A 25,533-nucleotide genomic window follows, 5' to 3' on the forward strand; every position below is an offset into this window, starting at 1 on the left:
TATCGAGCCCTCGGGTACCACCCAATGTCTCTCATTGCATGAGACGGCCACCTCACTCTTTCGAGTGAGGTGGCCGAAAGCCGTCCTACAGACCGAGATCCACGTGATCGGCGGGGTTCTTCGACACCCGGTAGTACAGCAACGCCGCCGTCTCCCGCAGGATGTAGCGCGCCTGGGTGCTCCGGGTCTGCACGATCGGACCCGAGTGCGTCGGCGAGGTCGACACCGTCAGCCCGGAGTCCTCCGCCATGATGCCCGCCCGCAACGAGTGCCACGGGTCGCTGACGATCACCACGTGCTTCCACCCGCGCTGCGTCACCACGTCGGCGGCGGCCCGGATCGAGCGCAACGTGTCGTTGCCCTCGCCGACCGCCAACAGCGCCTCCGACGGCACGCCCTGCGCCCGCAACCAGTTCGCGCCCGCCTCGGCCTCGGTGAACGCGTCACCGTCGGCCATGCCACCGGTGGTCACGATCGTCGCGGCGACGCCCTCCTCGTAGAGCCGCTGCGCGTGCGCCAACCGGGCCTGGAAGATCTCCGACGGCCTGCCGTTGTACTGCGCTGCCCCCAGCACGAGGATCGCGTCCGCCTCGGGACGTTCGTCCGCACGCGCGACGTGCCAGACGCGGAACGCCGTCCCGCCCACGATCAGCAGGCCCACGAGGACGATCCCGGCGACCGACCTCGTGAACCACCTCGTCAGCCTCGACACGACTCAGCAGCCGATCAGGCGCGCCGCCAGGTACGACTCCAGCTTGTCGATCGCGATGCGCTCCTGCGCCATCGAGTCGCGCTCCCGCACGGTCACCGCGTGGTCGTCCAGGGTGTCGAAGTCGACCGTCACGCAGAACGGCGTGCCGATCTCCTCCTGCCTGCGGTAACGCTTGCCGATCGACTGCGCGTCGTCGAAGTCGGTGTTCCAGTGCTTGCGCAACGACGCGGCGATGTCCCGCGCCTTCGGCGTGAGGTCGGCGTTGCGCGACAGCGGCAGCACGGCCACCTTGTACGGCGCGAGCCGCGGGTCCAGTTTGAGCACCGTGCGCTTGTCGACGCCGCCCTTGGCGTTGGGCACCTCGTCCTCGGTGTAGGCGTCCACGAGGAACGCCATCATCGGACGCCCCACACCCGCTGCCGGTTCGATCACGAACGGCCGGTAGCGCTGGCCGGACGCCTGGTCGAAGTACGACAGATCCACACCGGAGTGGTTCGAGTGCGTGGTGAGGTCGAAGTCCGTGCGGTTGGCGATGCCCTCCAGCTCACCCCACTCCTGCCCGGACGAGAAGCCGAAGCGGTACTCGATGTCGACCGTGCGCTTCGAGTAGTGTGACAACTTCTCCTTCGGGTGCTCGTAGAGCCGGAGGTTGTCCTCCTTGATACCGAGATCGACGTACCACTTCATGCGCTCGTCGATCCAGTACTGGTGCCACTTCTCGTCCTCGCCCGGCTCGACGAAGAACTCCATCTCCATCTGCTCGAACTCGCGGGTGCGGAAGATGAAGTTGCCCGGCGTGATCTCGTTGCGGAACGACTTGCCGATCTGGCCGATGCCGAACGGCGGCTTCTTGCGCGACGTCGTCTGCACGTTGAGGAAGTTGACGAAGATGCCCTGCGCGGTCTCGGGACGCAGGTAGTGCAGCCCCTCCTCCGACTCGACCGGCCCCAGGTGGGTCTTGAGCATCATGTTGAACTCACGCGGCTCGGTGTACTGGCCACGATTGCCGCAGTTCGGGCAGGGCACCTCGGACAGGTCGTCCTCGGACGTCTCGGTGCCGGTGCGCTCCGCGTAGTCCTCGGCGAGCTGGTCGGCACGGAACCTGCGGTGGCAGGACAGGCACTCCACCAGCGGGTCGTGGAACGCGCCCACGTGCCCCGACGCGATCCACACCTGACGCGGCAGGATCACCGACGAGTCGAGGCCGACCACGTCCTCGCGGTTCTGCACCATGGTCTTCCACCACTGGCGCTTGATGTTGTCCTTCAGCTCGACGCCGAGCGGTCCGTAGTCCCACGCCGACCGGGTACCGCCGTAGATCTCCCCCGACGGGAAGACGAAGCCACGGCGCTTGCACAGGTTGACGACGGTCTCAATGGTGTTGGCGGGCACTCCACGCTCCGAAGCATCCGGAATGGGTTTTCTCTGGAACTCACAGCGTATCCGGCGAGAAGGCCGAGGGCTCCGGTGGGGAGGCGGGCGCTCAGGACCCGCTGACCAGGCTCGCCGTGACGATGTAGTTGTCCGAGTACCCACCCTCGCCGCCGAGGTACTCCCCTCCGCACGTCACGAGGACCAGGCGGTGAGGACCGTCCTGCGAGAACAACTGCGGCGCGTAGGCACCGAGCTGGTCCTTGTGCAGCATCGACGCCGCGTCCACCCGGTACGTCCACGTCCGACCGTCCGCATCGCGCACGGTCACGGCATCACCGGCGGACAGGCGCAGCAGGTCGGCGAACGGACCGGACGCACCGTGCCAGTTGACGTGCCCGGCGACGAGAGCGGCCCCGCTGTCGTCACCGAAACCGGCACCCCACCACGCGGCGGCCGACACGCCGTCCGGGATCGGCAGCGTGCCGTCGCCGGTGAGGTCCGTCCGGATGAGGGTCGACGTCGCCCCGCTCGGCAACCGAACGCTGTCGGGCGGCTGCGTCTCGGGTGCCGTGGATGTGACGGGCGCGCGCTCGTCGCGGGAGTTCGCCGAGGTCCGCGGCGACGCCGGTGCGGGAACGACCGACTCCTCCCCGGTCTCGTCACCGGTGCCGGAGGTGTCCGGTGCACTGCGCAGGACCGCCAGCCCCGACGTGCACGCGACCACCGCGAGCACGCCGAGCACGGTGGCGACCCGGCGCCGCCACACCGGCGAGCCGATCACGACCGGGACGACCTCGACTGACGCGCCAGCACCACTGCGGCGGCTCCCAACACCGCACCACCGGCGAGCAGCCCGAGACCCCAGGCAGTCGCGGAATCCGTCGGCTCGGCGAGCGGGACAGGCTCGACGTCGAGCGGGGCGGAATCGACGACATCGCCGGGTGCTCCGACCCCGGCCGGAATGGTGACGGGCACCGACGGCGGCGGCGCCGCGGGCTCCGCGCGCCCACCACCACCGGGAGCGAAGTCACGCGGCACCGAGCAACTCACCCCGCCCAACACGAACGTGGTCCGCACGGTGCGCGGAAGCTGCCGCTGACCCCCCGGTGGGGACGTCGACTCCTGCGGCTCCGCCTCCCCGGGCAACGGAGGAGCGAGCCGCTCCTGGCCTACCGGGCGCACGTGGGTGTCGATCTCCACGAGCCAACCCGACACGGCCGTGACGTCACCGTCGCGCCACTGGTCCTGTCGCAACAGCTCGTCGAAGTCACGCACGGGACGGACCCGGACGTCGGAGGTGGCCTCCTCGTCCTCGCCGATCTCCGCCGGCGGCCCGAAGGGCAGCCCTTCCCGCGTCACCTCGCCGCCGTCCTTCGGCAACGGCACGGGCTGCAGCTCGCCGTGGTCGTCCACCAGCGACAGCCGCACGGCCGACGCGTCGGTCTCCGGCGACGCGGCCGACGTGCACACGGCCGCCGTGCCGGCGCGGTGCAGCCGCAACACGGTGACGTCGTTGGCCAGGTCGGTGAGCGAGAAGTCGGCGAGCGCGGTGGCCTCCGGCACCCCGCTGGGCGCCAATCCGGCGCTCACGTCGTGGTGCTCGATGTCGAGCCGGTAGTTCGGGCCCATCGCCGCCCGCTCGCCGTCGGAGTTCGGCAGGGCCGTGCGGCTCTCGCCCAGCCGAGACGTGCCCGGGGTCAGCGGGGAGCGCTGCGTCTCGCTGATCACCGACCCACCGGGCCTGCCGTAGCCGTCGTCGGCCACCGACAACGAGGCGACGTTGGCGAACGCCACCGGTCCCGTCTCCGCGTCCACCGGCACGGTCTCCGCCGCGGCCGTCGGCACGAAGACCATCGAAGCGCCCGCGCACGCCACGACCGCGGAGGCCACCGCGGCGGTCCTCACCGTCGACACGACACGACTCACGTTGCCCCCTCGCCTCGTCGCCACAGCCACGCTTGCACGGGATCACGATCCGCACACGAGCACTAGGATGGTAGAGCACCGAGCGAAGGCTGCAGGACGACCGAGGGCTGGAGAACGACATGGCGACGGTGGGCTCCGACGCGGCGCGTTCCCCGGCGCCCGACCCCGCTGACCTGGGCGAACAGCACGAGCCCGCCCGGACGACAGGCCCCGTGCCGCACAGCGTGTCACCCTCGGTGTCCACACTCACTGATGCGGGTGAACTCTTACGAGCGTTGGCCGCACCGGTCCGGATCGCCATCGTGCTGCAACTCCGGCACGGCCCCCGCTGCGTGCACGAACTCGTGGACGCACTCGACGTGACCCAACCCCTCATCAGCCAGCATCTGCGGGTGCTGAAGGCGGCCGGTGTGGTACAGGGGGAGCGACGCGGCCGCGAGGTGGTGTACCACTTGGTGGACGATCACCTCGCGCACATCGTCGTCGACGCCGTTGCCCACGTGCAGGAGGACGCACAGCCGGTATGAGTGCCACCGACATCCCCAACCGGGCCCCGCTGCCGGGCCGGAGAGCGACCAGACAGCGCGCCGCTGTCGTCGATCTGCTCGCCGAGATCGACGACTTCCGCTCCGCACAGGAACTGCACGACGAACTCCGCCGACGCGGCGAGGGGGTCGGGCTGACCACGGTCTACCGGACGTTGCAGTCGCTGTCCGAGGTCGGCGAACTCGACGTCCTGCGCAACGACTCGGGCGAGGCCATGTACCGGCGGTGCTCCGCGCACCATCACCACCACGTGGTCTGCCGTCACTGCGGCTACACCGTCGAGGTCGAGGGTCCCGCGGTGGAACGCTGGGCCGAACGCATCGCCTCCGGCAACGGCTTCTCCGACATCCGGCACACGGTGGAGATCACCGGCACGTGCGCCACCTGCACCGAGGCGAGGAAGTAACCGCCCGACACCTCACGACCGGGGCCAGTGCGGCCCCAGGTAGGGCCTCGGGTTCGCCGCCGCCCACCCGTCGAGAATCTTCGCCAACGCGTCGGCCTGTCCTCCACCCGGTGGCGACGTCCGCTTGAGCACGAAGACCAGCACCACGTCCCGCTCGCCGACGAAGTCGGCCACGTTCTCCGTCACCACCGCCCGCCCCTCACTGCGGGCGGTCGCCGCCACCGTCGCGTCGTCGGCCGCGCCCAGTCCCACGTCGAACACGTGGACGGCGTCGTGCCCGTAGTCGTCCCGCAACACACGGGCCACCGCCGGCGGGAACATCTCGTCGACGAGGAAGCGACTCACGCGATGAGATCCGCACGACGTTGAGCGGCGAGGCGGCTGCGCTCGGCGAGCTCCCGGTTCCGGTCGATGCGAGCGCGAATCTCGTCGACGTGCTCGACCGCGTAGTCGACGGCCAACCTGATCAGTCGCGGATGCAGCCCCGTTTCCTCACTCAGGACAGCGATCCGCTCTTCTTCGGGGCCCTCCAGCTCCTGCAGCCGCGAGATCACTTCCCACACGTCCGGACCGGCGGCCAACGCCGCCCGACGATCGTGCGCGGGACCGCGGAACACGATCCCCGGGTGATCCAACTGCTGCACACCTTCGAGGATCAAGCGCTCGAGCAGCGCCGTCGCGCTCGTGCCCTCGTGCTCCGCCCGAACCGCCAACACCCGTTTCGCCTCGGCGCTGATCCGAAACGACGTACTCGATGCCACGACAGAGCCCCTTCCGACGTGTAGCGCGAGTGTAGCGCAGACGCGCTACACCTGTCGGTCGACGACAGCGACGAGTGGTCGTCACACGGGGTGATCTCTCCGCAGACCGGCGAGCGGCTCAGGAGTCGGTGAGTTCCGAGCGCACCTGGGAGGCCGTGGACACGACGAGCATCAGCAACGTGCCCAGCGCGGCGTCGTCCAGACCCTGAGCAGGGAAGGCGTAGCGCAGCGTCAGATCCATGCCGCGTTCGGTGTGGACGATGCCGAGCGTGCCGAACAGCCCCTGGCCCGCGCGCTCGGCCACGGTCGCGGCCAACGTCGGCTCGTCTGGCAGGTCCCACGCCACCACGCAGGTCAGGCTCAGCACCGACAGCCCCTCGGCCAGCCGCATCGCCTGCACCACGCACGGCACGTCGGCGTGCGAGAAGGTCAACGCGCCGTCGTCGTCGACCCGCACGTCCAGATAGCGTTCGAGCGCCCGACGGGCCGAGGCCAGCAGCTCAGCGGTGTCGGCGGCCTCCGAGCCCGTCATGCGACTCCTCCCCGGTGTGCTGCCGCATCGGCCGCCTTCGCGGCGTCCACGGCCGCACCGAACCGGCGGTCGCGTTTGGCGTACTCGAGGCACGCCTCCCACAGCTTGCGGCGGTCGAAGTCCGGGAAGAGCGTGTCCTGGAAGACGAACTCGGCGTAGGCGGACTGCCACAGCAGGAAGTTCGACGTCCGCAGCTCACCCGAGGGCCGCAGGAACAGGTCCACGTCGGGCATCTCCGGCTGGTAGAGGTACTTCGCGAGCATGCGATCGTCCACCTTGTCCGGATTGATCTTGCCCTCGGCGGCGAGCTTCGCGATGCGTCGCGCGGCGTCTCCGAGTTCGGCACGACCGCCGTAGTTGACGCACATCGTCATGTTGAGGCGCGTGTTGTGCCGGGTCTTCTCCTCGGCGTCCTTCAGTTCCTTGATGACGCTGCGCCACAACCTCGGCGCGCGCCCGGCCCACCGGATTCGCACGCCGATGGAGCCGAGGTAGTCGACCTGCCGACGAATGGTGTCCCGGTTGAAGCCCATCAGGAACCGCACCTCGTCGGGGCTGCGCTTCCAGTTCTCGGTCGAGAAGGCGTAGACCGACAACCACTTCACGCCCAGTTCCACCGCACCGCTGGCCACGTCGATCATCACGGCCTCGCCGCGCTTGTGCCCCTCGATGCGCGGCAGTCCACGCTGATTGGCCCACCGGCCGTTGCCGTCCATCACCAGGGCGACATGGTTGGGGACCAACTCGGGCGGGATGACCGGCGGTCGCGCCCCCGACGGATGCGGATCAGGCTCCCGCAACTCCGTGTGCACTGTCGCGGCCTCGCGTCCCCTGCGCCGCACTCGATACCTCCGTCTCGCGGGAATTCGTGTCCGACCCTAACGTGTCCACGATCGACGCCTCACGGGTACGGCGTTCCACGAACGGCAGCGACCGCAACTGCCGCTCCAGGTGCCACTGGAGGTGCGCGGCGACGAGCCCGCTGGCGTCCCGTCGCACGCCCGGGGTGCTGTTCTCGGCGGTGTCCCAGTCACCGTGGAGCAACGCGCTGAGCAGGACCAGCACCTCCGGCGCGGGATGTGTGGAGCCCGGCACGCGGCAGTCCTGGCACAGCGACCCACCCACCTGGTAGTTGAACGCGGCGTGAGGGCCTCGTCGACCGCAACGGGCGCACTCCGTGATGGCCGGTGCCCAACCGGCGAACGCCATCGACCGCAGCAGGAACGCGTCGAGCACGAGCGAGGCGTCCCGCTTGCCGTCGGCGAGTGCCCGCAACGCCCCGACCACGAGCAGGTAGAGCTTCAGCACCGGCTCGCCCTCCTCGGCGGTGAGCCGGTCGGCCGTCTCGGCGATGGCGCTGGCGGCGGTGTAGCGCTGGTAGTCGCCCACGATGGGCAGCGCGAACGCGTCGACCGTCTCCACCTGCGTGATGACGTCCAGCGTGCGTCCGGTGTAGAGCTGCACATCGACGTGCCCGAACGGCTCCAGCCGCGCACCGAAGCGCGACGTGGTCCGCCGCACACCCTTGGCGACGCCACGGACCTTGCCGTGTCGTCGGGTGAGCAGGGTGATGATGCGATCGGCCTCGCCGAGCTTGTGGACCCGCAGCACCACTCCCGTGTCCCGGTACAGACTCACGGGTCCATCGTCTCACCGGTGCGGGCCGCACTCCTCTCGGCCCGCACCGGTGAGGTCGACAAGGAAGGGGTCAGTACCGGCTGTAGGTGATCTCCGGGGCCGACGAAACCACCACGATGATCCAGATAATGGACAGAGTCCAGGTCGCCGCACCGATCCAGGTCGCGGTCAGGCACAGCGTCCTCGTCTGCCTCGACGCTTCCTGGGCAGCGGCCATGTTGCCCATCATCCGGTGAGTGTTCACCTCGTTGGACTTCATGATGGCGAAGATGGCCACGATCCAGAAGAGGAAGATCGTGCCGATGGCCCACCCCTTGTAATCCGGGATGTGGGGCCCGTACGGGTTCGCGCCGTACGGCTGACCATACGGCGCCTGCTGCCCGTAGGGCTGCTGCGGATAACCCTGCTGCTGCGGGTACTGCTGCTGTGCGTACGGTGCCGCCGGCATACCCGCGGACGGCGGACCGTAGGACTGCGCCTGCCCCGGCTGCGCCGGCATCCCTGCGCTCTGAGGCGTCTGCTGCCCGTACGGGTTCGTCATGAAGGTCTCCCCTGTCACAAAACGTTCTGCGACGGGAGCGTACCGCGTGGTAGTCACCCGTGAGCGGGGAACCGCCCAACCTCAGAAGCCGAGCTTGCGCAGCTGCTTCGGGTCACGCTGCCAGTCCTTGGCAACCTTCACGTGCAGGTCGAGATACACCTTGCTACCGAGCAACGCCTCGATCTGCTTGCGCGCCTTCGCGCCGACCTCCTTGAGCCGGCTTCCCTTGTGGCCGAGGACGATGCCGCGCTGGCTCGTGCGCTCCACGTACAAGTGCGCGTACACCTCGATGAGGTCGTCGCGGCCCTCGCGGGGGAACATCTCCTCGATCGTGACCGCGATGGAGTGCGGCAGCTCGTCCCGCACGCCCTCCAGCGCCGCCTCCCGGATCAGCTCCGCCACCAGCGTCTGCTCGGGCTCGTCGGTGAGCTCGCCGTCCGGATAGAGTTCCGGCCCTTCCGGCAGCCGGGCGACCAGCAGGTCGGACAACGTGTCCACCTGGTACTGCTCGACCGCCGACACCGGAACGAGGTCGGCGAAGTCCATGACGTCCTGCAGCTCCAGCAGCTGCTTGGCGACCTGCTCCTTGCTGACGAGGTCGGTCTTCGTCACGATGCCGATCACCGGGGTACGACGGGCGATCTTGCTCAGCTCCGCGGCGATGAACCGGTCGCCGGGGCCGATCTTCTCGTCGGCGGGCACGCAGAACCCCACGACGTCCACTTCGGACCACGTCGCCTGCACCAGGTCGTTGAGCCGCTGTCCCAACAGCGTCCGTGGCCGGTGCAGCCCCGGCGTGTCCACGATGATCAGTTGGGCGTCGTCACGGTGGACGATGCCGCGAATGGCGTGCCGCGTGGTCTGCGGCTTGTTCGACGTGATCGCGATCTTGGTGCCGACCAGCGCGTTGGTGAGCGTGGACTTGCCCGCGTTGGGCCTGCCGACGAAGCAGGCGAACCCGGAACGATGCTCGGTCTCGGTCACTTCACCGTCTCCTGAACCGTCCCCGTCGGATCGGCGCGCAGGATCGGCGCGGTCGGGGTGAGGTCCCGCACCGCCTGCACCGAGGCGCCCTGCACCAGCGGCTCCTCGGTCACGACCGCCGCCGCCTCCAGCCCTTCGGCCCCACTCGACACCGCCGCCGCCACCGCGGCCTGCAACGCCGTCAACTTCAACGACGGCAGGTCCACCGTCGCCGCGGCGTAGGTGCGGCCGTCGGTGTCGCGCACGGCCGCTCCCTCGGCGGCCTGGGTCCTCGCCCGCGTCGAGCGCGCGAGGACGACGATCTTCTCGTCCTCCGGGTGGAGCTCAGCCATGGTTCACTCTCCAGTCGGGTTCGTCGCGCTCCTCGTGGGACACGCGTTCGTCGTTCTCGTCGGTCGTGCCGGGCGTTCCGGGCCCGATCCTGCGCCCGTCGGCCGCCCGCACGATCACGGTGGTGATCCGCATGCGGCCTCGGCGGTCCTTGCCACCCTCGGCCCGCAGCCGCAGTCCGTCGATCTCGGCCTCCGCGCCGGGCAGCGGAACCCGCCCGAGCCGCTGCGCGAGCAGACCACCGACCGTCTCGACGTCCTGCTCGGACAGGTCCACGCCGAACAGGTCACCGAGATCGTCCACACCCAGCCGCGCGGAGACACGCACCACCTGGTCGTCCACGTGCTCCACCGGCGGCCGGTCGTCGGTGTCGGACTCGTCGGTGATCTCCCCGACGATCTCCTCCAGGATGTCCTCGATCGTCAACAGCCCGGCTGTGCCGCCGTACTCGTCCACGGCGATGACGAGGTGGTGCCGGGACCGCTGCATGTACTTCAGCAGACCGTCCAGGTGCTTGGAGTCCGGCACGAAGTCGGCGGGTGTCATCAGCTCCCGCACCTCGCGCATCGTGCCGTTCTCCTCGAACGAGGCCTGCACGAGGTCCTTCATGTTCACCAGCCCGACGATGTCGTCCACCGACTCGCCGATCACCGGGATGCGGGTGAACCCGGTCCGCATGGACAGCGCCAACGCCTGCCGCACGGTCTTGTTCTGTTCGATCCACACGATCTCGGTGCGCGGCACCATCACCTCGCGTGCCACCGTGTCGCCGAGCTCGAACACCGAGTGGATCATCTCGCGCTCGTCGGTGCCCACGACCCCGCGCTCCTCGGCGAGGTCGACCAGTTCCCGCAGTTCCGCCTCGGTGGTGAACGGTCCCTCACGGAAGCCCTTGCCGGGCGTGATGGCGTTGCCGACCACGATGAGCAGGCGGCTGAGCGGGCCCAACACCGTCCCGAGCGCCCGCACCAGACCCGCCGCGGCGAGACCCACGCGATAGGGATGCTGCCTGCCGACCGTACGGGGTCCGACACCGACGATGACGTAGCTGACCAACACCATGAGCAGCGCGGCCAGCGTCACCGCGAACCACTCCGGCTCCACCCAGCGGAGCATCACCACGGTCACCAACACCGTGGCGGTCAGCTCGCAGCCCATGCGCAGCAGCAGCAACAGGTTCAGGTGTCGGGTGCGTTCCCTGACCACCTGGACGAGCTGGCGCGACCCGAATCGTCCCTCACGCTCCAGCCCCTCGGCTCGCGCCAACGAGGCGGAGCTGATGGCCGAGTCGGCCGCCGCGAAGACGCCACCGAGGAACACGAGAAGAACGGCCACGACCAGGATGACGGCCGACGACGTCACGATGGCTCCGACTCAGACCTTCCGTCGAGACCCGCCGCGCCGAGCAGCCGGTCGTCGTTGCTGCGCTGGGCGTCCTTCTTGCGCGCAGCCGCCAGCGTGTCGCGGAACTCGCCGAGGATGCGGTTCTGGAGCCCGAACATCTCCCGCTCCTCCTCCGGCTCGGCGTGGTCGTAGCCGAGGAGGTGCAGCACACCGTGGACGGTGAGCAGGTGGAGTTCGTCGAGCAGCGAGTGCCCGGCCTTGTGTGCCTGGCCCATGGCGAACTCCGGGCACAGCACGATGTCGCCGAGCAACGCCGGAGACGACTCCACGGCGTCGGGGCGGCGTCCCGGCTCCAGCTCGTCCATGGGGAAGGCCATGACGTCGGTGGGGCCGGGCAGGTCCATCCACCGCACGTGCAGGTCCTCCATCACGTCGAGCGTGACGAGGACGACCGACAGCTCCGCCAAGGGGCTGACGTCCATCCGATCCAGCGCGAACCGGGCCGCGGACACGATCGACGCCTCGTCGACGTCGACGCCGGACTCGTTGGCGATCTCGATGCTCACCGGCGGCCCCGCCCGTTGGTGTGCGCGTCACCGACGGCCGCGTCCTGCGTGGCCTGCCACTTCTCGTAGGCGTCCACGATGTCGCCCACCAGCTTGTGCCGCACCACGTCGTGACTCGTCAGCGTCGCGAAATGCAGGTCGTTCACGCCCTCGAGGATCTCACGCACCACACGCAGGCCACTGCGCTGACCACTGGGCAGGTCGACCTGCGTCACATCACCGGTGACGACGATCTTCGAGCCGAAACCGAGACGCGTGAGGAACATCTTCATCTGTTCCGGCGTGGTGTTCTGCGCCTCGTCGAGGATGATGAACGCGTCGTTCAACGTCCGGCCACGCATGTACGCCAGCGGCGCGATCTCGATGGTGCCCGCCTGCATGAGCCGGGGGATCGAGTCGGGGTCGACCATGTCGTGCAACGCGTCGTACAACGGCCGCAGGTACGGATCGATCTTCTCGTAGAGCGTGCCGGGCAGATAGCCGAGCCGTTCCCCCGCCTCCACCGCGGGACGGGTCAGGATGATGCGCGTGACCTGCTTGTTCTGCAGCGCCTGCACGGCCTTGGCCATGGCCAGGTAGGTCTTGCCCGTCCCGGCGGGACCGACGCCGAACACCACCGTGTGCTGGTCGATCGCGTCGACGTAGCGCTTCTGGTTCAGCGTCTTCGGTCGAATGGTGCGCCCGCGCCGCGAGAGGATGTCCATGCTCAGCACGTCGGCGGGCGACTCGGACGCTCCGGCCGACAGCATGGCCACCGTCCGGCGCACGGTGTCGGGTGCGAGCTGCTGACCGCGCTTGGCCAGCGTCACCAACTCCTCGAACACCCGCTCCGCGAATGCCACGTCACTCGGCGCGCCGGTCAACGTGACCTCGTTGCCCCTGACGTGCACGTCCGCTTCGAGCAGGTCCTCGGCCACTCGCAGGTTCTCGTCTCGGGAACCGAGCAGAACGAGTGCGGCGGCATCGGGGATCGGGAACTTCGACTGTGCCGAAGACTCCTGCGACGCGGCGACTTCGGCAGGTTGCAGCGGTTCGGTTCCGGCCACGTGGCCTCGGGCCTGCTTTCTGCACGTACGTGCTGGTCGACGACAGTGACGGTCACGTCGATGCTAGTCGCATCGGTCGTGCCGGGGCAGGTGAGTTTACCTGCCCCCTTTCCTCACTGGGAAGAACGACCGAACTGACCGAGCTGTTCCCCGCCGAGCACGTGCGCGTGCACGTGGAAGACCGTTTGCCCGGCGTCGGCTCCGGTGTTGAACACCAGGCGGTATCCGCTGTCGAGCCCCTCCTGCTCGGCGACCTTCGCCGCGGTGGCCACGACGTCGGCGAGCAGCGCCGGGTCGGCCGCCGCGAGTTCGGCGACCGTGCGGTAGCGCACCTTCGGCACCACCAGCACGTGCGTGGCGGCCTGCGGTGCGATGTCGCGGAACGCCAGCGTCGTGTCCGTCTCGTAGACGATGTCGGCGGGGATCTCCCTCGCGATGATGCGTTCGAACAGCGTCTCCGAGGTGTCCTGAGTGTCCTGGGTGTCCGCCCCACCCGACTCGACGGTGTCGTTGTCGCTCACGGCCCCTCCTCGCGTCGATCACGGCGTCGAAGTGCGTCCGTCACCATGGTCGCTCGATCGTCGTGGGGACGCCGCGGGGCGGTGCAGCCTGGGGGTAGCTCCACCCGCCACCGCGGCTCCTCCGCCGGACCGAGGGGGAGACGTCCGGCGGGTCCTCGACCCACGCCGGCCTCCCGTGGACCCGCGCCTTCTCGTCGCACGCTCGCGCAGGTCACCGGCCGTGTGGGCTGAGCACAGAGTAGGGCCCGATTCGGCTCTGTGAAGGGGAAACCGGCAGAAACGCGAAGGACTTCTGCCACAGGTTCTAGCGCGCGCGTCCGTTCGGCGTATGCGGACGATCACGCCCAACGGTCGGTCAGGACCCCCAGCGCCCCGAGCGTCACCGCAGCCGCTGTGGACGTGCGCAGCACGGTCGGTCCCAACCGGACGCTCCGCGCGCCCGCCTCGGCGAACGCCGCACGCTCCTCGGGCGCGACACCACCCTCGGGACCCACCACGAGCAGCACCTCACCGGTGTCCGGCAGGGCCAGCTCGGTCAGGCGATCCGGCGCGGCGCCGTCGAGCACCAACGCGAGGTCGGCGTTCGCGACGGCCTCGGTCAGCTCCTTGGTGCTCATCGGGTCGCGGACCTCGGGCACCCAGGCCCGGCGGGCCTGCTTGCTCGCCGCCGCCGCGGTCGCCCGCCACTTGGCGAGCGCCTTCGCCCCCCGAGGACCGTCGTCCCAGCGCGCCACGCTCCGGGCCGCCCGCCACGGGACGATCGCGTCCACACCCGCCTCGGTGGCGAGCTCCACGGCCAGCTCACCGCGGTCCCCCTTGGCCAGTGCCTGTGCCACCGTGACTCGCAACGCGGGCGCGGGCACGAACCGCACCCGTTCGACGGTCACCTCCACGGTCGGCCGTCGCCCCGGGTGGACGGCCGACGCCACACAGTCGGCCAGGCCGCCACGGCCGTCGGACAACGCCAGCCGCTCACCCGCGCGCAACCGGCGCACGGTGACGGCGTGATGTGCCTCGTCGCCGTCGAACTCTGCCGGACCGACCTCCGGCAACGCCGGGACGAGGAAGACCGGTGGAGTGGTGTCGGTGCCCCCAGCCATGACGGTCGCCGTCTCCCCGGCCGCCGTCAGCGGCTCTTCGAGCGCAGCTTGGAGAACAACCCACCCGGCTTGTGACCGTTGCCCGCCAGGGTGGGCACCTCCTCGCCCCGCAGCCGGGCCAGCTCGCGCAGCAGATCGGCCTGCTCGTCGTCGAGCTTCGTGGGCACCACGACGTCGATGCGAATGTGCAGGTCACCCCGGCCGTCCACACGACCGGACGACCGCAGCCTCGGCATCCCGAAGCCGGGCAGCACGATTTCGGTGTTCGGCTGGGTGCCGGGCTCGATGGTCACCTCGGTCTCGCCGTCGACCAGCGTCTCCATGGGGATCACGGCACCGAGAGCCGCCGCCGTGACGGGCACGCGCAGTCGGCAGTGCAGGTCGTTGCCCTGCCGTTCGAAGTCCTCGTGCGGCGCTTCCTCCACCTCGACGTAGAGGTCACCGGCGGGACCACCGCCCGGGCCGACCTCGCCCTGACCGGAGAGCCGGATACGCATGCCGTCGCCCACGCCCGGCGGAATCTTGGCCGTGACGTCCCGGCGGGCACGCACGCGACCGTCGCCGCCGCACTGCTGGCACGGGTCGCTGATGACCTCGCCGTACCCACGGCAGGTGGGGCACGGCCGGGCCGTCACGACCTGGCCGAGGAACGACCGCTGCACGGACTGCACCTCACCCTGACCACCACAGGTGTCACAGGTGACGACGCTGCCGCCCTCGGCGGTCCCGGCACCCCGGCACCGGTCGCACAGGATGGCCGTGTCCACGGTGATCTGCTTGTTGACGCCGGTGGCGCACTCCTCCAGCGTCAGCTTCAACCGGATGAGCGCGTCCGAACCCGGCTGCACCCTGCTCCGCGGACCCCGTCCACGCGCACCGCCGGTGGCGGCACCGAAGAAGGCGTCCATGATGTCGCCGAGACCGCCGAACCCGGCGAACGGGTCGCGCCCACCGGCGCTCGCCCCGTTGCTCAGCGGGTCGCCGCCCAGATCGACGATCTTGCGCTTCTCTGGGTCGGACAGCACCTCGTAGGCCGTCGTGACCTCGCTGAACTTGTGCTGCGCGTCCTCGGAGGGGTTGACGTCGGGGTGCAACTCGCGCGCAAGCTTGCGGTACGCGCGCTTGATCTGCTGTTCGGTCGCGTCCTTCGACACGCCGAGGATGCCGTAGTAATCCTTGGCCACCGTCTGCCGTCCTCCTAGAAAGCCTGCACAAGCCTCTCATCCGGGTCGCGCGCCCGGACGGGCGGACCTCCTACCGCCCGGACAGGATCCGGCCCACGTACGTGGCGACCGCGCGCACGGCAGCGATCGTCCCGGGGTAGTCCATCCGGGTCGGGCCGACCACGCCCATGCCCCCCAGCAGTACTTGGTCCGAGCCGTATCCGATCGACACGACCGAGGTGCTCCGCATCTGCTCGTCCTCATTTTCCTCCCCGATCCGCACGGTGACGGCACCGGGGTTGCGTGCGGCGGCGAGCAGCTTGAGGACGACGACCTGCTCCTCCAGGGCCTCCAGCACCTGACGCAGCGATCCGGGGAAGTCGGCCACGTTGCGGGTGAGGTTGGCCGTGCCCCCGAGGACGAGACGTTCCTCCGGGTGCTCGACCAGCGACTCGACGAGCACCGTGCTGACTCTGACCATGACGTCCCGCAGCTCCGACGGCGCGTGTTCCGGCAGGTCGGAGACCTTCGCCGCCGCGTCGGGCAGCCGATGGCCGGACAGCGTGTTGTTGAGCACGTCCCGCAGCCGCGCGACGTGCTCGTCGCTGATGACGTCACCCAGGTCCACGGCCCGCTGGTCGACGCGGCCGGTGTCGGTGATCAGGACGATGAGCAACCGCGCCGGGGTCAGCGCGACCACCTCGACGTGGCGGACGGTGGAGGTGGTCAACGTCGGGTACTGCACCACCGCCACCTGGCGCGTGAGCTGGGCCAGCAGCCGCACCGATCGACGCAGCACGTCGTCCAGGTCGACCGCACCCTCCAAGAACTGCACGATGGCGCGCCGTTCGGCCGCCGACAGCGGCTTGACCTCCGAGAGCCGGTCGACGAACAGGCGGTAGCCCTTGTCCGTGGGAATGCGACCGGCGCTGGTGTGCGGCTGGGTGATGTAGCCGTCCTCCTCCAACGCGGCCATGTCGTTGCGGACCGTCGCGCTGGACACGTTCAAGTTGTGCCGGTCGACGAGCGCCTTCGACCCCACCGGCTCGTGATTCGACACGTAGTCGGCAACGATGGCGCGCAGCACCTCGAAACGACGCTCCTCCGTACTGGCCACCGGCGCCTCCTTCCTCGCGTGCTCCACCCACGAGTTTACGTGCGGCTCGGCGGTCTTCGGGCCTCGTGAGGGTCGAAAGCCCCTGGACAGCCGCGGGAAACGGCGTTTCACCGACGACGCGACGGTCGTCCGGTGATCTCCATTACAGTGCTGACCAGACGCGAGGTTCGTTCAGGTGACGACGACCAACCGATCGAGGAACACAGGTCGCCCGCGCGCCGAGCCGATACCCGAGACATGTCCAGGTTTCGAGCGACATTCCTCGCCGCGTGCGCGACCGCTGCCCTCTGTACGGGCGGCCCCGCGAGCGCCGCGACTCCCGACGCTGCCTTCGTCCTGAGCCTGACCGACGCCAGTGGCGCCACCACCTCCGTCGAGCTCACGTGCGGGCCCACGCAGGGCAACCACCCGCAGGCCGACACGGCGTGCCGGTCGCTGGAGCAGGCCGACGGCGACTTCTCGCGGCTGCCGTCGAAGTTCCAGAACTGCACGATGATCTACTCGCCGGTGTGGGCCACCGCCACCGGGACCTGGCGGGGCATGCCGGTCGACTTCGACACCGAGTACTCCAACCGATGCGTCGCCGACGCCCAGTCCGGCGGCGTGTTCGCGTTCTGACGCAACGCCCTCGACGAACCCGTCCGCCCTCACGGGAAAGGCCACCGTCCTCGCACCCGGCGAGCCGGTGGCCTTTCCCGTGTCAGGGGGCACGTCAGGCCATGAAGGCCTTCTTCTCCTGCCGCCACGCCTCGTCGGTGCGGCCCTGCCGCCAGTAGCCGGAGATCGACAGCAACTCCCGGTCGAGGCCACGCTCGTTCAGCAGGTGCCCTCGCAGGTCACGCACCATGGCTGCCTCGCCGTGCACGAACGCCTGGACCCGGCCGTGACCGAGGTCGAGGCCACGGACCTCGGCGGCGAGGTCGGCGCCCTCGACGCGCCGCAGCCACCGGAGGTCGACGTTGGCCTTCGTGGCGAGCGGTAGTTGCTCGTCCGCGTCCTCGACGACCAGCCGGACCGTGGCGGTGGCCTCCGGCGACAGGGCCTCCAGCGAGGCCGCGATGGCAGGCAGCGCGGCCTCGTCACCGACGAGCAGGTGATGGTCGACGTCGTCACGAGGCGCGTAGGCACCGCCCGGACCACGCAGCAGCACCTCGTCACCGGGCCGCGCGCCTGCCGCCCACGGTCCGCCGAGCCCCTCGTCGCCGTGCACGAGGACGTCGAGCGTGAGTTCCGAGGCGTCGGGGTCGTGGTGGCGCACAGTGTAGGTGCGCATGCGGGGCCACGCCTCACGCGGCAGGGTCGCCTTCACGGCGTCGAGGTCGAAGGGGCCCGGGTACTCGACGCCGGGCACGCGGAACAGGACCTTGACGTAGCAGTCGGTGAAGCCGTTGTGCCGGAACGCGGCCAATCCCTCACCGCCGCACACGATCCTGATCATGTGGGGCGTGAGCCGCTCGGTACGCACCACCCGGGCCCGGATCAGCGGCTTGCCTTCGCCTCGTTGCGCCATCCCCGCTCCTCCGTCGTGGTTAGGTATGCCTTCCCTACCCTAGACCACAACGACGGAACCACCCGTTCGCTTCATTGCCACACCGCCAACAGTGGTCGACCGTAGGACGATGACGCGCTTCGACTACGACGTGGTGGTCATCGGCTCCGGATTCGGCGGCAGCGTGAGCGCACTCCGGCTCACCGAGAAGGGATACCGAGTGGGCGTCCTGGAGGCGGGCAGACGCTTCGCCGACCACGAGTTCGCCCGGACTTCCTGGCACCTGCGCGACTACCTGTTCGCTCCCCGACTCGGCTGCACGGGCATCCTGCGCCTCACCCCGTTCCGCGACGTCGTCGTGGCCACCGGGGCCGGCGTCGGCGGCGGCTCGCTCGGCTACGGCAACACCCTCTACGAGCCGCCCGACGCGTTCTTCGCCGACCGGCAGTGGGCGGGCATCACCGACTGGAAGGCCGAACTCGCCCCCTACTACGACCAGGCCAAACGCATGCTCGGCGTGACACCGAACCCCTGGACCTCCCCCGCCGACGAGGTGATGCGGGAGGTCGCCGAGGAGCTGGGCGTCGGCCACACCTACCGGCCCACCCCCGTCGGCGTCTTCTTCGGCGACGAGACCACCCCGCCGGGGACCCGGTTCAGCGACCCGTTCTTCGGTGGTGCGGGCCCCGACCGCCGCAGTTGCCTCCACTGCGGCGAGTGCCTCACGGGATGCCGCCACGGGGCGAAGAACACCACGGTGAAGAACTACCTCTACCTGGCCGAGAAGGCAGGCGCGGCCGTGTACCCGCTCACGACGGTGACCGAGATCCGTCCGCTGCCCGGCGGCGGCTGGGCCTGTTCGTGCGTCCACACGACCAAGCGCTGGAAGCACCGCCGCCTGACTGCCGGGCAGGTCGTCCTCGCCGCCTCGGCCCTGGGCACGCAACGCCTGCTGCACCGCATGCGCGACCGGAACGTATTGCCCCGACTGTCACCTCGGCTCGGCGTGCTCTCCCGCACCAACTCCGAGGCGGTCCTGGCCGCACGCACCACCCGCCGCGGCGCCGAGTACCACCGGGGCGTCGCCATCAGCTCGTCGATGCACCCCGACGACGTCACGCACGTCGAGGCCGTGCGCTACGGCAAGGGCAGCAACCTGCTCGGCGTGCTCGGCACCGTCCTGGTCGACCCCGTGCCCGGCACGCCCCGCTGGCGCGCGGGCCTCGCGGAGCTGGTGCGACGTCGGCGTGAGTTGCGCGCCCTGCTCGACCCCCGGCACTGGTCGGAGGAGACGATCGCGTTGCTGGTGATGCAGTCGCTCGACAACTCCGTCACCACCTACACGCGGCGCGGCCTGTTCGGGCGGAGGATGGTGACGCGGCAGGGCGAGGGCGAGCCGAACCCGACCTGGATTCCGGCGGGACACGACGTGACGCGTCGGGTCGCGGCCCGGATCGGCGGCATCGCGAGCGGCGGCTGGAACGAGTTCTTCGACCGCCCGCTCACCGGACACTTCATCGGCGGCTGCGTCATCGGCGACTCGGAGAAGACCGGCGTGGTGGACGCCTACCACCGGGTGTACGGATATCCGGGACTGCACATCGTGGACGGTTCGACGGTCTCGGCCAACCTCGGTGTCAATCCGTCTTTGACGATCACTGCACAGGCTGAGCGGGCGATGGCCTTGTGGCCCAACCGCGGCGAGCCGGACCCACGCCCGCCCCTGTCCTCCACCTACCGAGCGATCGCCCCCGTGCGGCCACGCCACCCGATCGTGCCCACCACCGCCGTCGGTGCCCTTCACCTGCCCGTTTTCCCGGCGAACCGCAGGTCGCCGTGAGAAACTGCACCGCATGACCACCGAATCCGTGCCCAAGTGGCGGCGGTTGGAGCCCGACCAGCGCCGGGAGCAGATCTTCACCTGCGCCGCCGAACTGTTCGGAGAGCGTCCGTACGCCGATGTCTCCACGTCGGACATCGCGGCCAGGGCGGGGGTGGCGCGAGGACTCATCAATCACTACTTCGGCACCAAACGGGAGCTGTATCTCGCCGTGGTACGGCGCGCGCTCAGCGTTCCCTACGGCGCGCTCGCCCAACTTCCCTCAGGGTCCACAAAGGAGCGTGCCAACGCCGCGGTGGACTGGTTCCTCGACATGGTCGAGGGGCAGGAGAAGATGTGGCTCGCCGCGATCACTCCCGAAGGAATCGGCCGGGACGTCGAGGTCGAACGCATCCTCGACGAGGCCGACCGCAACGCCGCCGACCGCGTTCTCGAAGCGATGGGTTTCGAGCGTTCCGATCCGCGGTGGGAGCAGTACAACGCCGTCGTCCGCGCCTACGCGGGCATGGTCAAGGTCGCGGGCCGCGAGTGGCTGGTCCGGGGCACGCTCGACCGCACCCAGGTGCACGCCCTGCTCAGCCACGTGCTCGAATCACTCGTCACCGAGGTCCTGCCCGAGCTGGCGACGACGACGGTCAGCGGTAGGTGAGCAGTTCCGCCGCGTCACCGTCGAAGTGACCATGCTCGTTGAACGACAACAGCGTGGTCCCGGACCGGCCGGTGACGATCTTCGTGAGACCCGCGTTGACCGTGACCCGGTTCAACGACAGGAAACCGGTGGCAGGATCTCCCAAAAGCGCGCCGCACAGCGTCGCGATCACTCCGCCGGAAGTGAAGACGACCGCCCGCGAGCCCTTCGGAAGACTCGACACGACGTCGTCGAACGCCGCCCGGACCCGGTCGAGGAACATCGGCCACGTCTCGGCGCACGGGCTCTCCGCACCGGCTTCGACCCACGACCTCAGGGACGTCTCCAGCACCTTCTGGTACGCGCGCGGGTCGGCGGTGTCCTGCCCGCTTCCCCCACCATGTCGCGCCACGATGTCGACGTGGTCGTACTCGTTCCAACGCGCGTCCGTCTCGACGGCGGGCCCGGAACCGCACTGCGCGAGCGCCACCTCCGCCGTGACGCGCTGTCGGGACAACGTGCCGGAGCGGGCGAGCGACACCGCGACGTCGCGGCGCGCGAGTTCGGCGCCGACGGCCCTGGCCTGGGCGTGCCCGAGATCGGACAGCACGTCGTAGTCGGCGGCACCGAACGACGCCTGGCCGTGGCGAATCAGGTAGACGGCTCCCATCGGCGGCCTCAGACGATCTTCCGGAAGACGCTCGTCGGCAGGACGCGCACGAGCAGGCTGAGCGGAGTCCAGGGCAACGACGGCACGTAGGCCCTGGCCGGTTCGCGTTCGATCGCCGACACCATCGCCCGCGCGCCCTTCTCGGCACTCGCGATGAGCGGCGTGCCGCCCGCCTTGCGCTGCGTCATCTCCGACTCGATGTAGCCCGGGAACAGTGTGGTCACGGCGATCGGAGTGCGGTGCAGGTCGGTCCGGATGCCGTCGGCGAGGGTGGCGATGCCCGCCTTCGACGCCGCGTACGCGGTCATGGTGCGAGGCATGCCCCGCACGGCACTGAACGACGAGACGACGACGAGGTGTCCCGCGTTCTGCTCGCGGAAGATCGACACGGCGGCCTCGCACTGTGCGAGTCCCGCCACGAGGTTGGTCTCGACCGTCTGCCGGTTGGCGGCGAAGCGGCCCGTCCCGACAGGCGCGCCCTTGCCGAGCCCCGCGTTGACGATCACGCGGTCGAGGGTGCCGAGTTCCGCACGGAATTCCTCGAAGACGGTCGCGACACGGTCGTGATCGTTGACGTCGAGTTCGCGGACGACGACGCGGATGCCGGGGTGCCGCTGAGTGAGCTCCGTGGCGAGAGCGTCGAGCCGGTCGCGACGTCGGGCGCACAACGCGAGATCACGACCCCGAGCGGCGAACTGGCGGGCCATCCCCTCACCGAGGCCCGCGCTGGCCCCTGTGATCACGATGTTCTTCCGTACGGCCATGCAGCGACCTTACCCGCACCCTACCCGCTGGTAACAAGACCGGCCCGACGCGAGGCGCGCCGGGCCGGTCTGTGCAGGAGGAAAGTGACTCTGCGTTCGTTACCTCACTCGCCCACGTACAGCAGGCGGTTCGGCGTCGAACCCGTCGGGTTCGAGATGACGTCCTCGGTGGCCGAGGAGGTCAGAGCGGACTCGACAGCCGAGGGCGAGGCGCTCGGGTTGTCGGCCAGGTACAGCGCGGCCGCACCGACCACGTGCGGGGTCGCCATCGAGGTGCCGCTGATGGTGTTCGTGGAACCGTCGTGCCAGGCCGAGGTGATGTCCACGCCCGGGGCGTAGATGTCGACCACGGAACCGTAGTTCGAGAACGAGGCCTCGGCGTCGGAGTCGTCGCTGGCCGCGACCGTGATGGCCTCGGAAACGCGCGCCGGGGACGAGTAGCTGGCGTCCGACGACTCGTTGCCCGCCGCGACACCGAAGGTCACGCCCGCGGAGATGGCGCCACGAACGGCCTCGTCGAGAGCCGCGTCGGCACCGCCGCCGAGGCTCATGTTGGCGACGGCCGGACCCGAGGCGTTCTCGGCGACCCAGTCGACACCGGCGATGACACCGGCGGTGGTGCCGCTGCCGTTGGCGTCGAGCACCCGCACACCCACAAGCTTGACGTCGGGGGCGACACCGTAGGACGAACCGCCGATCGTGCCCGCGACGTGCGTGCCGTGGCCGTTCTCGTCGGTCGCGTCGTCGTCGTTGTCGACGAAGTCGACACCCGGCAGGAGCCGGCTACCGAACTCGGAGTGCTCCGACACACCGGTGTCGATGACGTACGCCGTGACGTTGGACGCCGAGGTCGGCGGAGTGTAGCTGTCGTCCAGCGGCAGGTCGCGCTGGTCGATGCGGTCCAGACCCCACGACGACACGGCCTCCGCGCCGGGAGCGTCGGCGATCTGAACCCGCTGGTTCTGGCTGACGAACTTGACCGCGTCGTCGGCGGCGAGACGCTTCGCCGTCGTCGCGTCGGCCTTGATCGTGAAGCCGTTCAGCGCGGTGTCGAACGTGTCCTGCACCGAAGCGCCGTACTCGGTGGCGATGGTCTGGGCCTGAGCCGACACCGACGACGCCGAGACGCCGTCCTTCAACACGACGATGTAGCTGCCGTCGATCGCCTGCGCCGAGTCGGCGTGGACGATCTGACCCACCGCAGCGTGAGCCGGCACCATGCCGGCCGCGAACAGCCCCGTCACGCCGACCGCGACGGCGCCGCTCAGGGCTGCCCGGGTCACTTTCTTGGAGGTGCCCATCGGTTTCCTTCCCGTGTCACCGACAACATCGTGCGACCATGACAGCGCCGGGAGTGGAACCTGGGCAATGATTCACATTTACCAGTTCTGAGCCGTTCGACGGAGTGACCGTTAGCCCATTCGGACGAGAACTTTCGCGGCGGCTTCCTCACCAGGCGTTACAGGTACTGCTAACGTGTTCTCAGATCGTTATCCAGGGCAGGCGAGGGGACACGATGAGTAGCGCGACTGCGTTTTCCGAGGAGCTTCGGTTCGCGATCTCGACGAGCGGTCTGAGCCTCGACCGCATCCAGGTGCGTCTCCAGGAGCGCGGTGTCCCGGTGAGTGTGACCGCCCTGAGCTACTGGCAGTCGGGCAAACGGCAGCCGGAACGGCAACGGTCGTTGCGCGCCGTGTTGGCGCTGGAGGAGATCCTCGACGTGCCCCCGGGTTCGCTGCTCAGCCTGTTGCCCCCGCCGCGCCCGCGCGGCATCGCGTCCCGCCGCCACCTGAACTGACCGGCGTGTCCGCGCCTCTCGCACGCGTGTCCTCGCCCTGCGACGCCGACATGCGTGCACAGGGCGAGGACACGCCGTTGCTCAGCTCAGCGCGTTGCGCAGGACCTTCCCGGTCGAGTTGCGCGGCAAGGCATCCAGGAACTCCACGTCCCGCGGCACCTTGAACCGGGCGAGGTTCTCGCGGACGTGGTCACGCAGGCCATCGGCGTCCACCTCGGCACCCTCGCGCAGCACGACGAACGCCTTGAGTCGCTGCCCGAACTCCTCGTCGGGCACCCCGATCACCGCCGCCTCCCGCACGTCAGGGTGCTCCACGAGCACGTTCTCCACCTCGATGGGATAGACGTTCTCGCCACCCGACACGATCATCTCGTCGTCCCGGCCGTCGATGAAGAGCAGCCCGTCCGCGTCGAAGTGTCCAACGTCACCTGTGGCGATCAACCCGTCGATCGAGTCCTTGGTCCTGCCGTCCGTGTAGCCGGTGAAGGCCAGTCCACTCCCGACGAACACGCGACCGGTGACGTACGGCCTGGTGATCCGCCGATCCTGTTCGTCGTACAGGGCGACCCGACACCCCAGCGGTGCCCGGCCGACCGTGCCCGGCGCGCGCGCCCAGTCGCGCGGCGTCGCGACGGTGGCCACGGCGACCTCCGTGGACCCGTAGACGTTGTGGACCACCTCGCCGAACGCCTCCTGCGCCCGGTTGCCCAGCTCCGGCGAGAGCGCCGACCCGGCGACGAAGATCACGCGCAGGCTCGACGTGTCGTACCGGGACAGCACGTCCGGCCCGAGGTCGAGCATGCGTTGCAGCATGGTCGGCACCACCACGAGCGCGGTGCAGCGATGCTCCTGGATACCGCGCAGTGTGGCCTCAGGGTCGAATTTCCTCCGCAGCACCACCGTGCACCCGAGCGCGCACGACAACATGAACTGCGAGATGCCGGTGGCGTGGAACAGCGGAGCCCCGAAGTACGTCGCCTCGCCGACCCGCAGCGGGATGCGGTCGAGGAACTCCGCCGAGTGCAACGGCGACACCTTCGGACGGGGCGCGCCCTTCGGCGTGCCGGTGGTGCCGCTGGTGAGCAGGACGAACCCACCGGGCTTGTGGGGCGCGGGCAGCGGCTGATCGTCGCTGTCCGCGATGACGTCGTCGAGCGACGGGATCGCCTGGGTGTCGGAGTCCGTCCACGCGAGATACCGGTCGACGCCGCTGACGTCACCCAACAGGTCGGTGAACTCCTCGTCGTGGACGAGCACCCTCACGTTCTCGCGCTCGCAGACGGCGGTGAGCTGCGGCTTGGCGAACCCGGTGTTGAGCAGCAGCACGGGAACGCCGAGCTTGCCTGCGGCGAGCAGGGTCAGCACGAGACCCCGGTGGTCGCGACACAACACCGCGAGCGTCGTTCCCGGGCGCACCCCACGCCGTTTCCAGCCGCGGGCCAAGGCGTTGGAGCGCAGGTCGAGCTGGGAGAACGTCAGCACGCCACGCTCGTCCACCAGGCCGGGCGCGTGCGGGGCCCGGCGCGCGGCGATCCGCAACGACCCGGCGAGCGGACCGTAGCGGTGCGTCGCGATCAACGAGCGGATGCCTTCGTCGAGACGAGGTACCGGGACGAGCCCGGCGCGGTACAACACCGCAATGCTCCGTACCGTGCGTAGCGCCGCACTCGCGGCGTCGGCCAGCAGTGACGGCCTCATCAGCGCCTCCTCGTCCCGCGACACGCCTAACCTACCCGC

The 25,533-nt window shown here is 69.6% G+C and carries 30 protein-coding genes; 6 read left to right on the forward strand and 24 right to left on the reverse strand.

What is annotated here, in order from left to right:
• Positions 1-85: 85 nt before the first annotated feature.
• From JAV51_RS08650 to JAV51_RS08665, 4 genes are all read right to left on the reverse strand, one after another.
• Positions 86-703 (reverse strand): YdcF family protein, encoded by a 618-nt coding sequence (locus JAV51_RS08650; protein ID WP_197320472.1) that lies wholly within the window; start codon positions 701-703, stop codon positions 86-88.
• A 12-nt stretch (positions 704-715) separates the two neighbouring features.
• Positions 716-2,104, reverse strand: coding sequence for a glycine--tRNA ligase (locus JAV51_RS08655; RefSeq protein WP_197320159.1), 1,389 nt, complete (start codon positions 2,102-2,104; stop codon positions 716-718).
• Between the two features lie 91 nt (positions 2,105-2,195).
• Positions 2,196-2,867 (reverse strand): class F sortase, encoded by a 672-nt coding sequence (locus JAV51_RS08660; protein ID WP_197320160.1) that lies wholly within the window; start codon positions 2,865-2,867, stop codon positions 2,196-2,198.
• Positions 2,864-4,012 (reverse strand): hypothetical protein, encoded by a 1,149-nt coding sequence (locus JAV51_RS08665; protein ID WP_197320161.1) that lies wholly within the window; start codon positions 4,010-4,012, stop codon positions 2,864-2,866. The genes JAV51_RS08660 and JAV51_RS08665 overlap by 4 nt, the downstream gene beginning before the upstream one ends.
• A gap of 119 nt (positions 4,013-4,131) precedes the next feature.
• On the opposite strand from JAV51_RS08665, the gene JAV51_RS08670 reads away from it, so the two are divergent.
• Positions 4,132-4,539 (forward strand): helix-turn-helix transcriptional regulator, encoded by a 408-nt coding sequence (locus tag JAV51_RS08670; protein ID WP_197320162.1) that lies wholly within the window; start codon positions 4,132-4,134, stop codon positions 4,537-4,539.
• Positions 4,536-4,964 (forward strand): Fur family transcriptional regulator, encoded by a 429-nt coding sequence (locus JAV51_RS08675; protein WP_197320163.1) that lies wholly within the window; start codon positions 4,536-4,538, stop codon positions 4,962-4,964. The genes JAV51_RS08670 and JAV51_RS08675 overlap by 4 nt, the downstream gene beginning before the upstream one ends.
• Positions 4,965-4,976: 12 nt before the next feature.
• Here the strand turns inward: JAV51_RS08675 and JAV51_RS08680 are convergent, their stop codons facing one another.
• The 15 genes from JAV51_RS08680 to hrcA all read right to left on the reverse strand — a co-directional run bounded on the left by JAV51_RS08680 (position 4,977) and on the right by hrcA (position 16,607).
• Positions 4,977-5,309: a DUF5615 family PIN-like protein gene (locus JAV51_RS08680; protein ID WP_197320164.1), complete on the reverse strand. Its 333-nt coding sequence runs from the start codon at positions 5,307-5,309 to the stop codon at positions 4,977-4,979.
• Positions 5,306-5,725, reverse strand: coding sequence for a hypothetical protein (locus JAV51_RS08685; RefSeq protein WP_197320165.1), 420 nt, complete (start codon positions 5,723-5,725; stop codon positions 5,306-5,308). The genes JAV51_RS08680 and JAV51_RS08685 overlap by 4 nt, the downstream gene beginning before the upstream one ends.
• A gap of 118 nt (positions 5,726-5,843) precedes the next feature.
• Complete coding sequence (locus tag JAV51_RS08690) at positions 5,844-6,257, reverse strand: YbjN domain-containing protein (protein ID WP_197320166.1); 414 nt, start codon at positions 6,255-6,257, stop codon at positions 5,844-5,846.
• Positions 6,254-7,099: an isoprenyl transferase gene (locus tag JAV51_RS08695; RefSeq protein WP_197320167.1), complete on the reverse strand. Its 846-nt coding sequence runs from the start codon at positions 7,097-7,099 to the stop codon at positions 6,254-6,256. Before JAV51_RS08695 ends, JAV51_RS08690 begins: the two co-directional genes overlap by 4 nt.
• On the reverse strand, positions 7,044-7,895 hold the full coding sequence (gene recO, locus JAV51_RS08700) for a DNA repair protein RecO (protein ID WP_197320168.1): 852 nt from the start codon (positions 7,893-7,895) through the stop codon (positions 7,044-7,046). Before recO ends, JAV51_RS08695 begins: the two co-directional genes overlap by 56 nt.
• Before the next feature lie 70 nt (positions 7,896-7,965).
• Positions 7,966-8,436: a CD225/dispanin family protein gene (locus JAV51_RS08705; protein WP_197320169.1), complete on the reverse strand. Its 471-nt coding sequence runs from the start codon at positions 8,434-8,436 to the stop codon at positions 7,966-7,968.
• An 81-nt stretch (positions 8,437-8,517) separates the two neighbouring features.
• Complete coding sequence (era, locus tag JAV51_RS08710) at positions 8,518-9,420, reverse strand: GTPase Era (RefSeq protein ID WP_197320170.1); 903 nt, start codon at positions 9,418-9,420, stop codon at positions 8,518-8,520.
• Complete coding sequence (locus JAV51_RS08715; protein WP_197320171.1) at positions 9,417-9,752, reverse strand: cytidine deaminase; 336 nt, start codon at positions 9,750-9,752, stop codon at positions 9,417-9,419. The genes era and JAV51_RS08715 overlap by 4 nt, the downstream gene beginning before the upstream one ends.
• Positions 9,745-11,112 carry a hemolysin family protein gene (locus tag JAV51_RS08720; RefSeq protein ID WP_197320172.1) on the reverse strand — a complete coding sequence of 456 codons (1,368 nt, stop codon included), beginning with the start codon at positions 11,110-11,112 and terminating at the stop codon, positions 9,745-9,747. Before JAV51_RS08720 ends, JAV51_RS08715 begins: the two co-directional genes overlap by 8 nt.
• A complete protein-coding gene (gene ybeY, locus JAV51_RS08725; RefSeq protein ID WP_197320173.1) occupies positions 11,109-11,660 on the reverse strand; it encodes an rRNA maturation RNase YbeY in 552 nt (183 codons plus the stop codon). The genes JAV51_RS08720 and ybeY overlap by 4 nt, the downstream gene beginning before the upstream one ends.
• The gene (locus JAV51_RS08730; RefSeq protein ID WP_197320174.1) at positions 11,657-12,706 is read right to left on the reverse strand and encodes a PhoH family protein; all 1,050 of its coding nucleotides are present in this window, start codon (positions 12,704-12,706) and stop codon (positions 11,657-11,659) included. The genes ybeY and JAV51_RS08730 overlap by 4 nt, the downstream gene beginning before the upstream one ends.
• 113 nt (positions 12,707-12,819) lie before the next feature.
• Complete coding sequence (locus JAV51_RS08735; RefSeq protein WP_197320175.1) at positions 12,820-13,227, reverse strand: histidine triad nucleotide-binding protein; 408 nt, start codon at positions 13,225-13,227, stop codon at positions 12,820-12,822.
• Positions 13,228-13,565: 338 nt separating this feature from the next.
• Entirely contained in the window at positions 13,566-14,327 is a 762-nt protein-coding gene (locus JAV51_RS08740) for a 16S rRNA (uracil(1498)-N(3))-methyltransferase (RefSeq protein ID WP_197320176.1), read from the reverse strand.
• Between the two features lie 26 nt (positions 14,328-14,353).
• Positions 14,354-15,511: a molecular chaperone DnaJ gene (dnaJ, locus tag JAV51_RS08745; protein ID WP_197320177.1), complete on the reverse strand. Its 1,158-nt coding sequence runs from the start codon at positions 15,509-15,511 to the stop codon at positions 14,354-14,356.
• A 70-nt stretch (positions 15,512-15,581) separates the two neighbouring features.
• Entirely contained in the window at positions 15,582-16,607 is a 1,026-nt protein-coding gene (gene hrcA / locus JAV51_RS08750; RefSeq protein WP_197320178.1) for a heat-inducible transcriptional repressor HrcA, read from the reverse strand.
• A 237-nt stretch (positions 16,608-16,844) separates the two neighbouring features.
• Here hrcA and JAV51_RS08755 point away from each other — a divergent pair, with 237 nt between their 5' ends.
• A complete protein-coding gene (locus JAV51_RS08755) occupies positions 16,845-17,225 on the forward strand; it encodes an SSI family serine proteinase inhibitor (protein WP_197320179.1) in 381 nt (126 codons plus the stop codon).
• Positions 17,226-17,319: 94 nt separating this feature from the next.
• Here JAV51_RS08755 and JAV51_RS08760 read toward each other — a convergent pair whose 3' ends face one another.
• Positions 17,320-18,117: a siderophore-interacting protein gene (locus tag JAV51_RS08760; RefSeq protein WP_197320180.1), complete on the reverse strand. Its 798-nt coding sequence runs from the start codon at positions 18,115-18,117 to the stop codon at positions 17,320-17,322.
• Positions 18,118-18,226: 109 nt separating this feature from the next.
• Between JAV51_RS08760 and JAV51_RS08765 the strand changes: the two genes are divergently transcribed.
• Both JAV51_RS08765 and JAV51_RS08770 read left to right on the forward strand, forming a co-directional pair.
• A complete protein-coding gene (locus JAV51_RS08765; RefSeq protein ID WP_197320181.1) occupies positions 18,227-19,936 on the forward strand; it encodes a GMC family oxidoreductase N-terminal domain-containing protein in 1,710 nt (569 codons plus the stop codon).
• A gap of 13 nt (positions 19,937-19,949) precedes the next feature.
• Positions 19,950-20,585, forward strand: a complete 636-nt coding sequence (locus JAV51_RS08770) for a TetR/AcrR family transcriptional regulator (RefSeq protein WP_197320182.1) — start codon at positions 19,950-19,952, stop codon at positions 20,583-20,585.
• Here the strand turns inward: JAV51_RS08770 and JAV51_RS08775 are convergent.
• The 3 genes from JAV51_RS08775 to JAV51_RS08785 all read right to left on the reverse strand — a co-directional run bounded on the left by JAV51_RS08775 (position 20,572) and on the right by JAV51_RS08785 (position 23,299).
• Positions 20,572-21,234: a histidine phosphatase family protein gene (locus tag JAV51_RS08775; protein ID WP_197320183.1), complete on the reverse strand. Its 663-nt coding sequence runs from the start codon at positions 21,232-21,234 to the stop codon at positions 20,572-20,574. The two genes, JAV51_RS08770 and JAV51_RS08775, sit on opposite strands and share 14 nt — an antisense overlap.
• 8 nt (positions 21,235-21,242) lie before the next feature.
• A complete protein-coding gene (locus JAV51_RS08780) occupies positions 21,243-21,998 on the reverse strand; it encodes an SDR family oxidoreductase (protein ID WP_197320184.1) in 756 nt (251 codons plus the stop codon).
• Positions 21,999-22,102: 104 nt separating this feature from the next.
• Positions 22,103-23,299: a S8 family peptidase gene (locus tag JAV51_RS08785; protein WP_197320185.1), complete on the reverse strand. Its 1,197-nt coding sequence runs from the start codon at positions 23,297-23,299 to the stop codon at positions 22,103-22,105.
• A 215-nt stretch (positions 23,300-23,514) separates the two neighbouring features.
• Here JAV51_RS08785 and JAV51_RS08790 point away from each other — a divergent pair, with 215 nt between their 5' ends.
• On the forward strand, positions 23,515-23,796 hold the full coding sequence (locus JAV51_RS08790) for a hypothetical protein (protein WP_197320186.1): 282 nt from the start codon (positions 23,515-23,517) through the stop codon (positions 23,794-23,796).
• An 81-nt stretch (positions 23,797-23,877) separates the two neighbouring features.
• Here the strand turns inward: JAV51_RS08790 and JAV51_RS08795 are convergent, their stop codons facing one another.
• Positions 23,878-25,494: an acyl-CoA synthetase gene (locus tag JAV51_RS08795; RefSeq protein ID WP_197320187.1), complete on the reverse strand. Its 1,617-nt coding sequence runs from the start codon at positions 25,492-25,494 to the stop codon at positions 23,878-23,880.
• Between the last annotated feature and the right edge of the window lie 39 nt (positions 25,495-25,533).

Origin of the sequence: Saccharomonospora sp. NB11, from assembly GCF_015910535.1 — a bacterium.
GTDB lineage: Bacteria > Actinomycetota > Actinomycetes > Mycobacteriales > Pseudonocardiaceae > Saccharomonospora.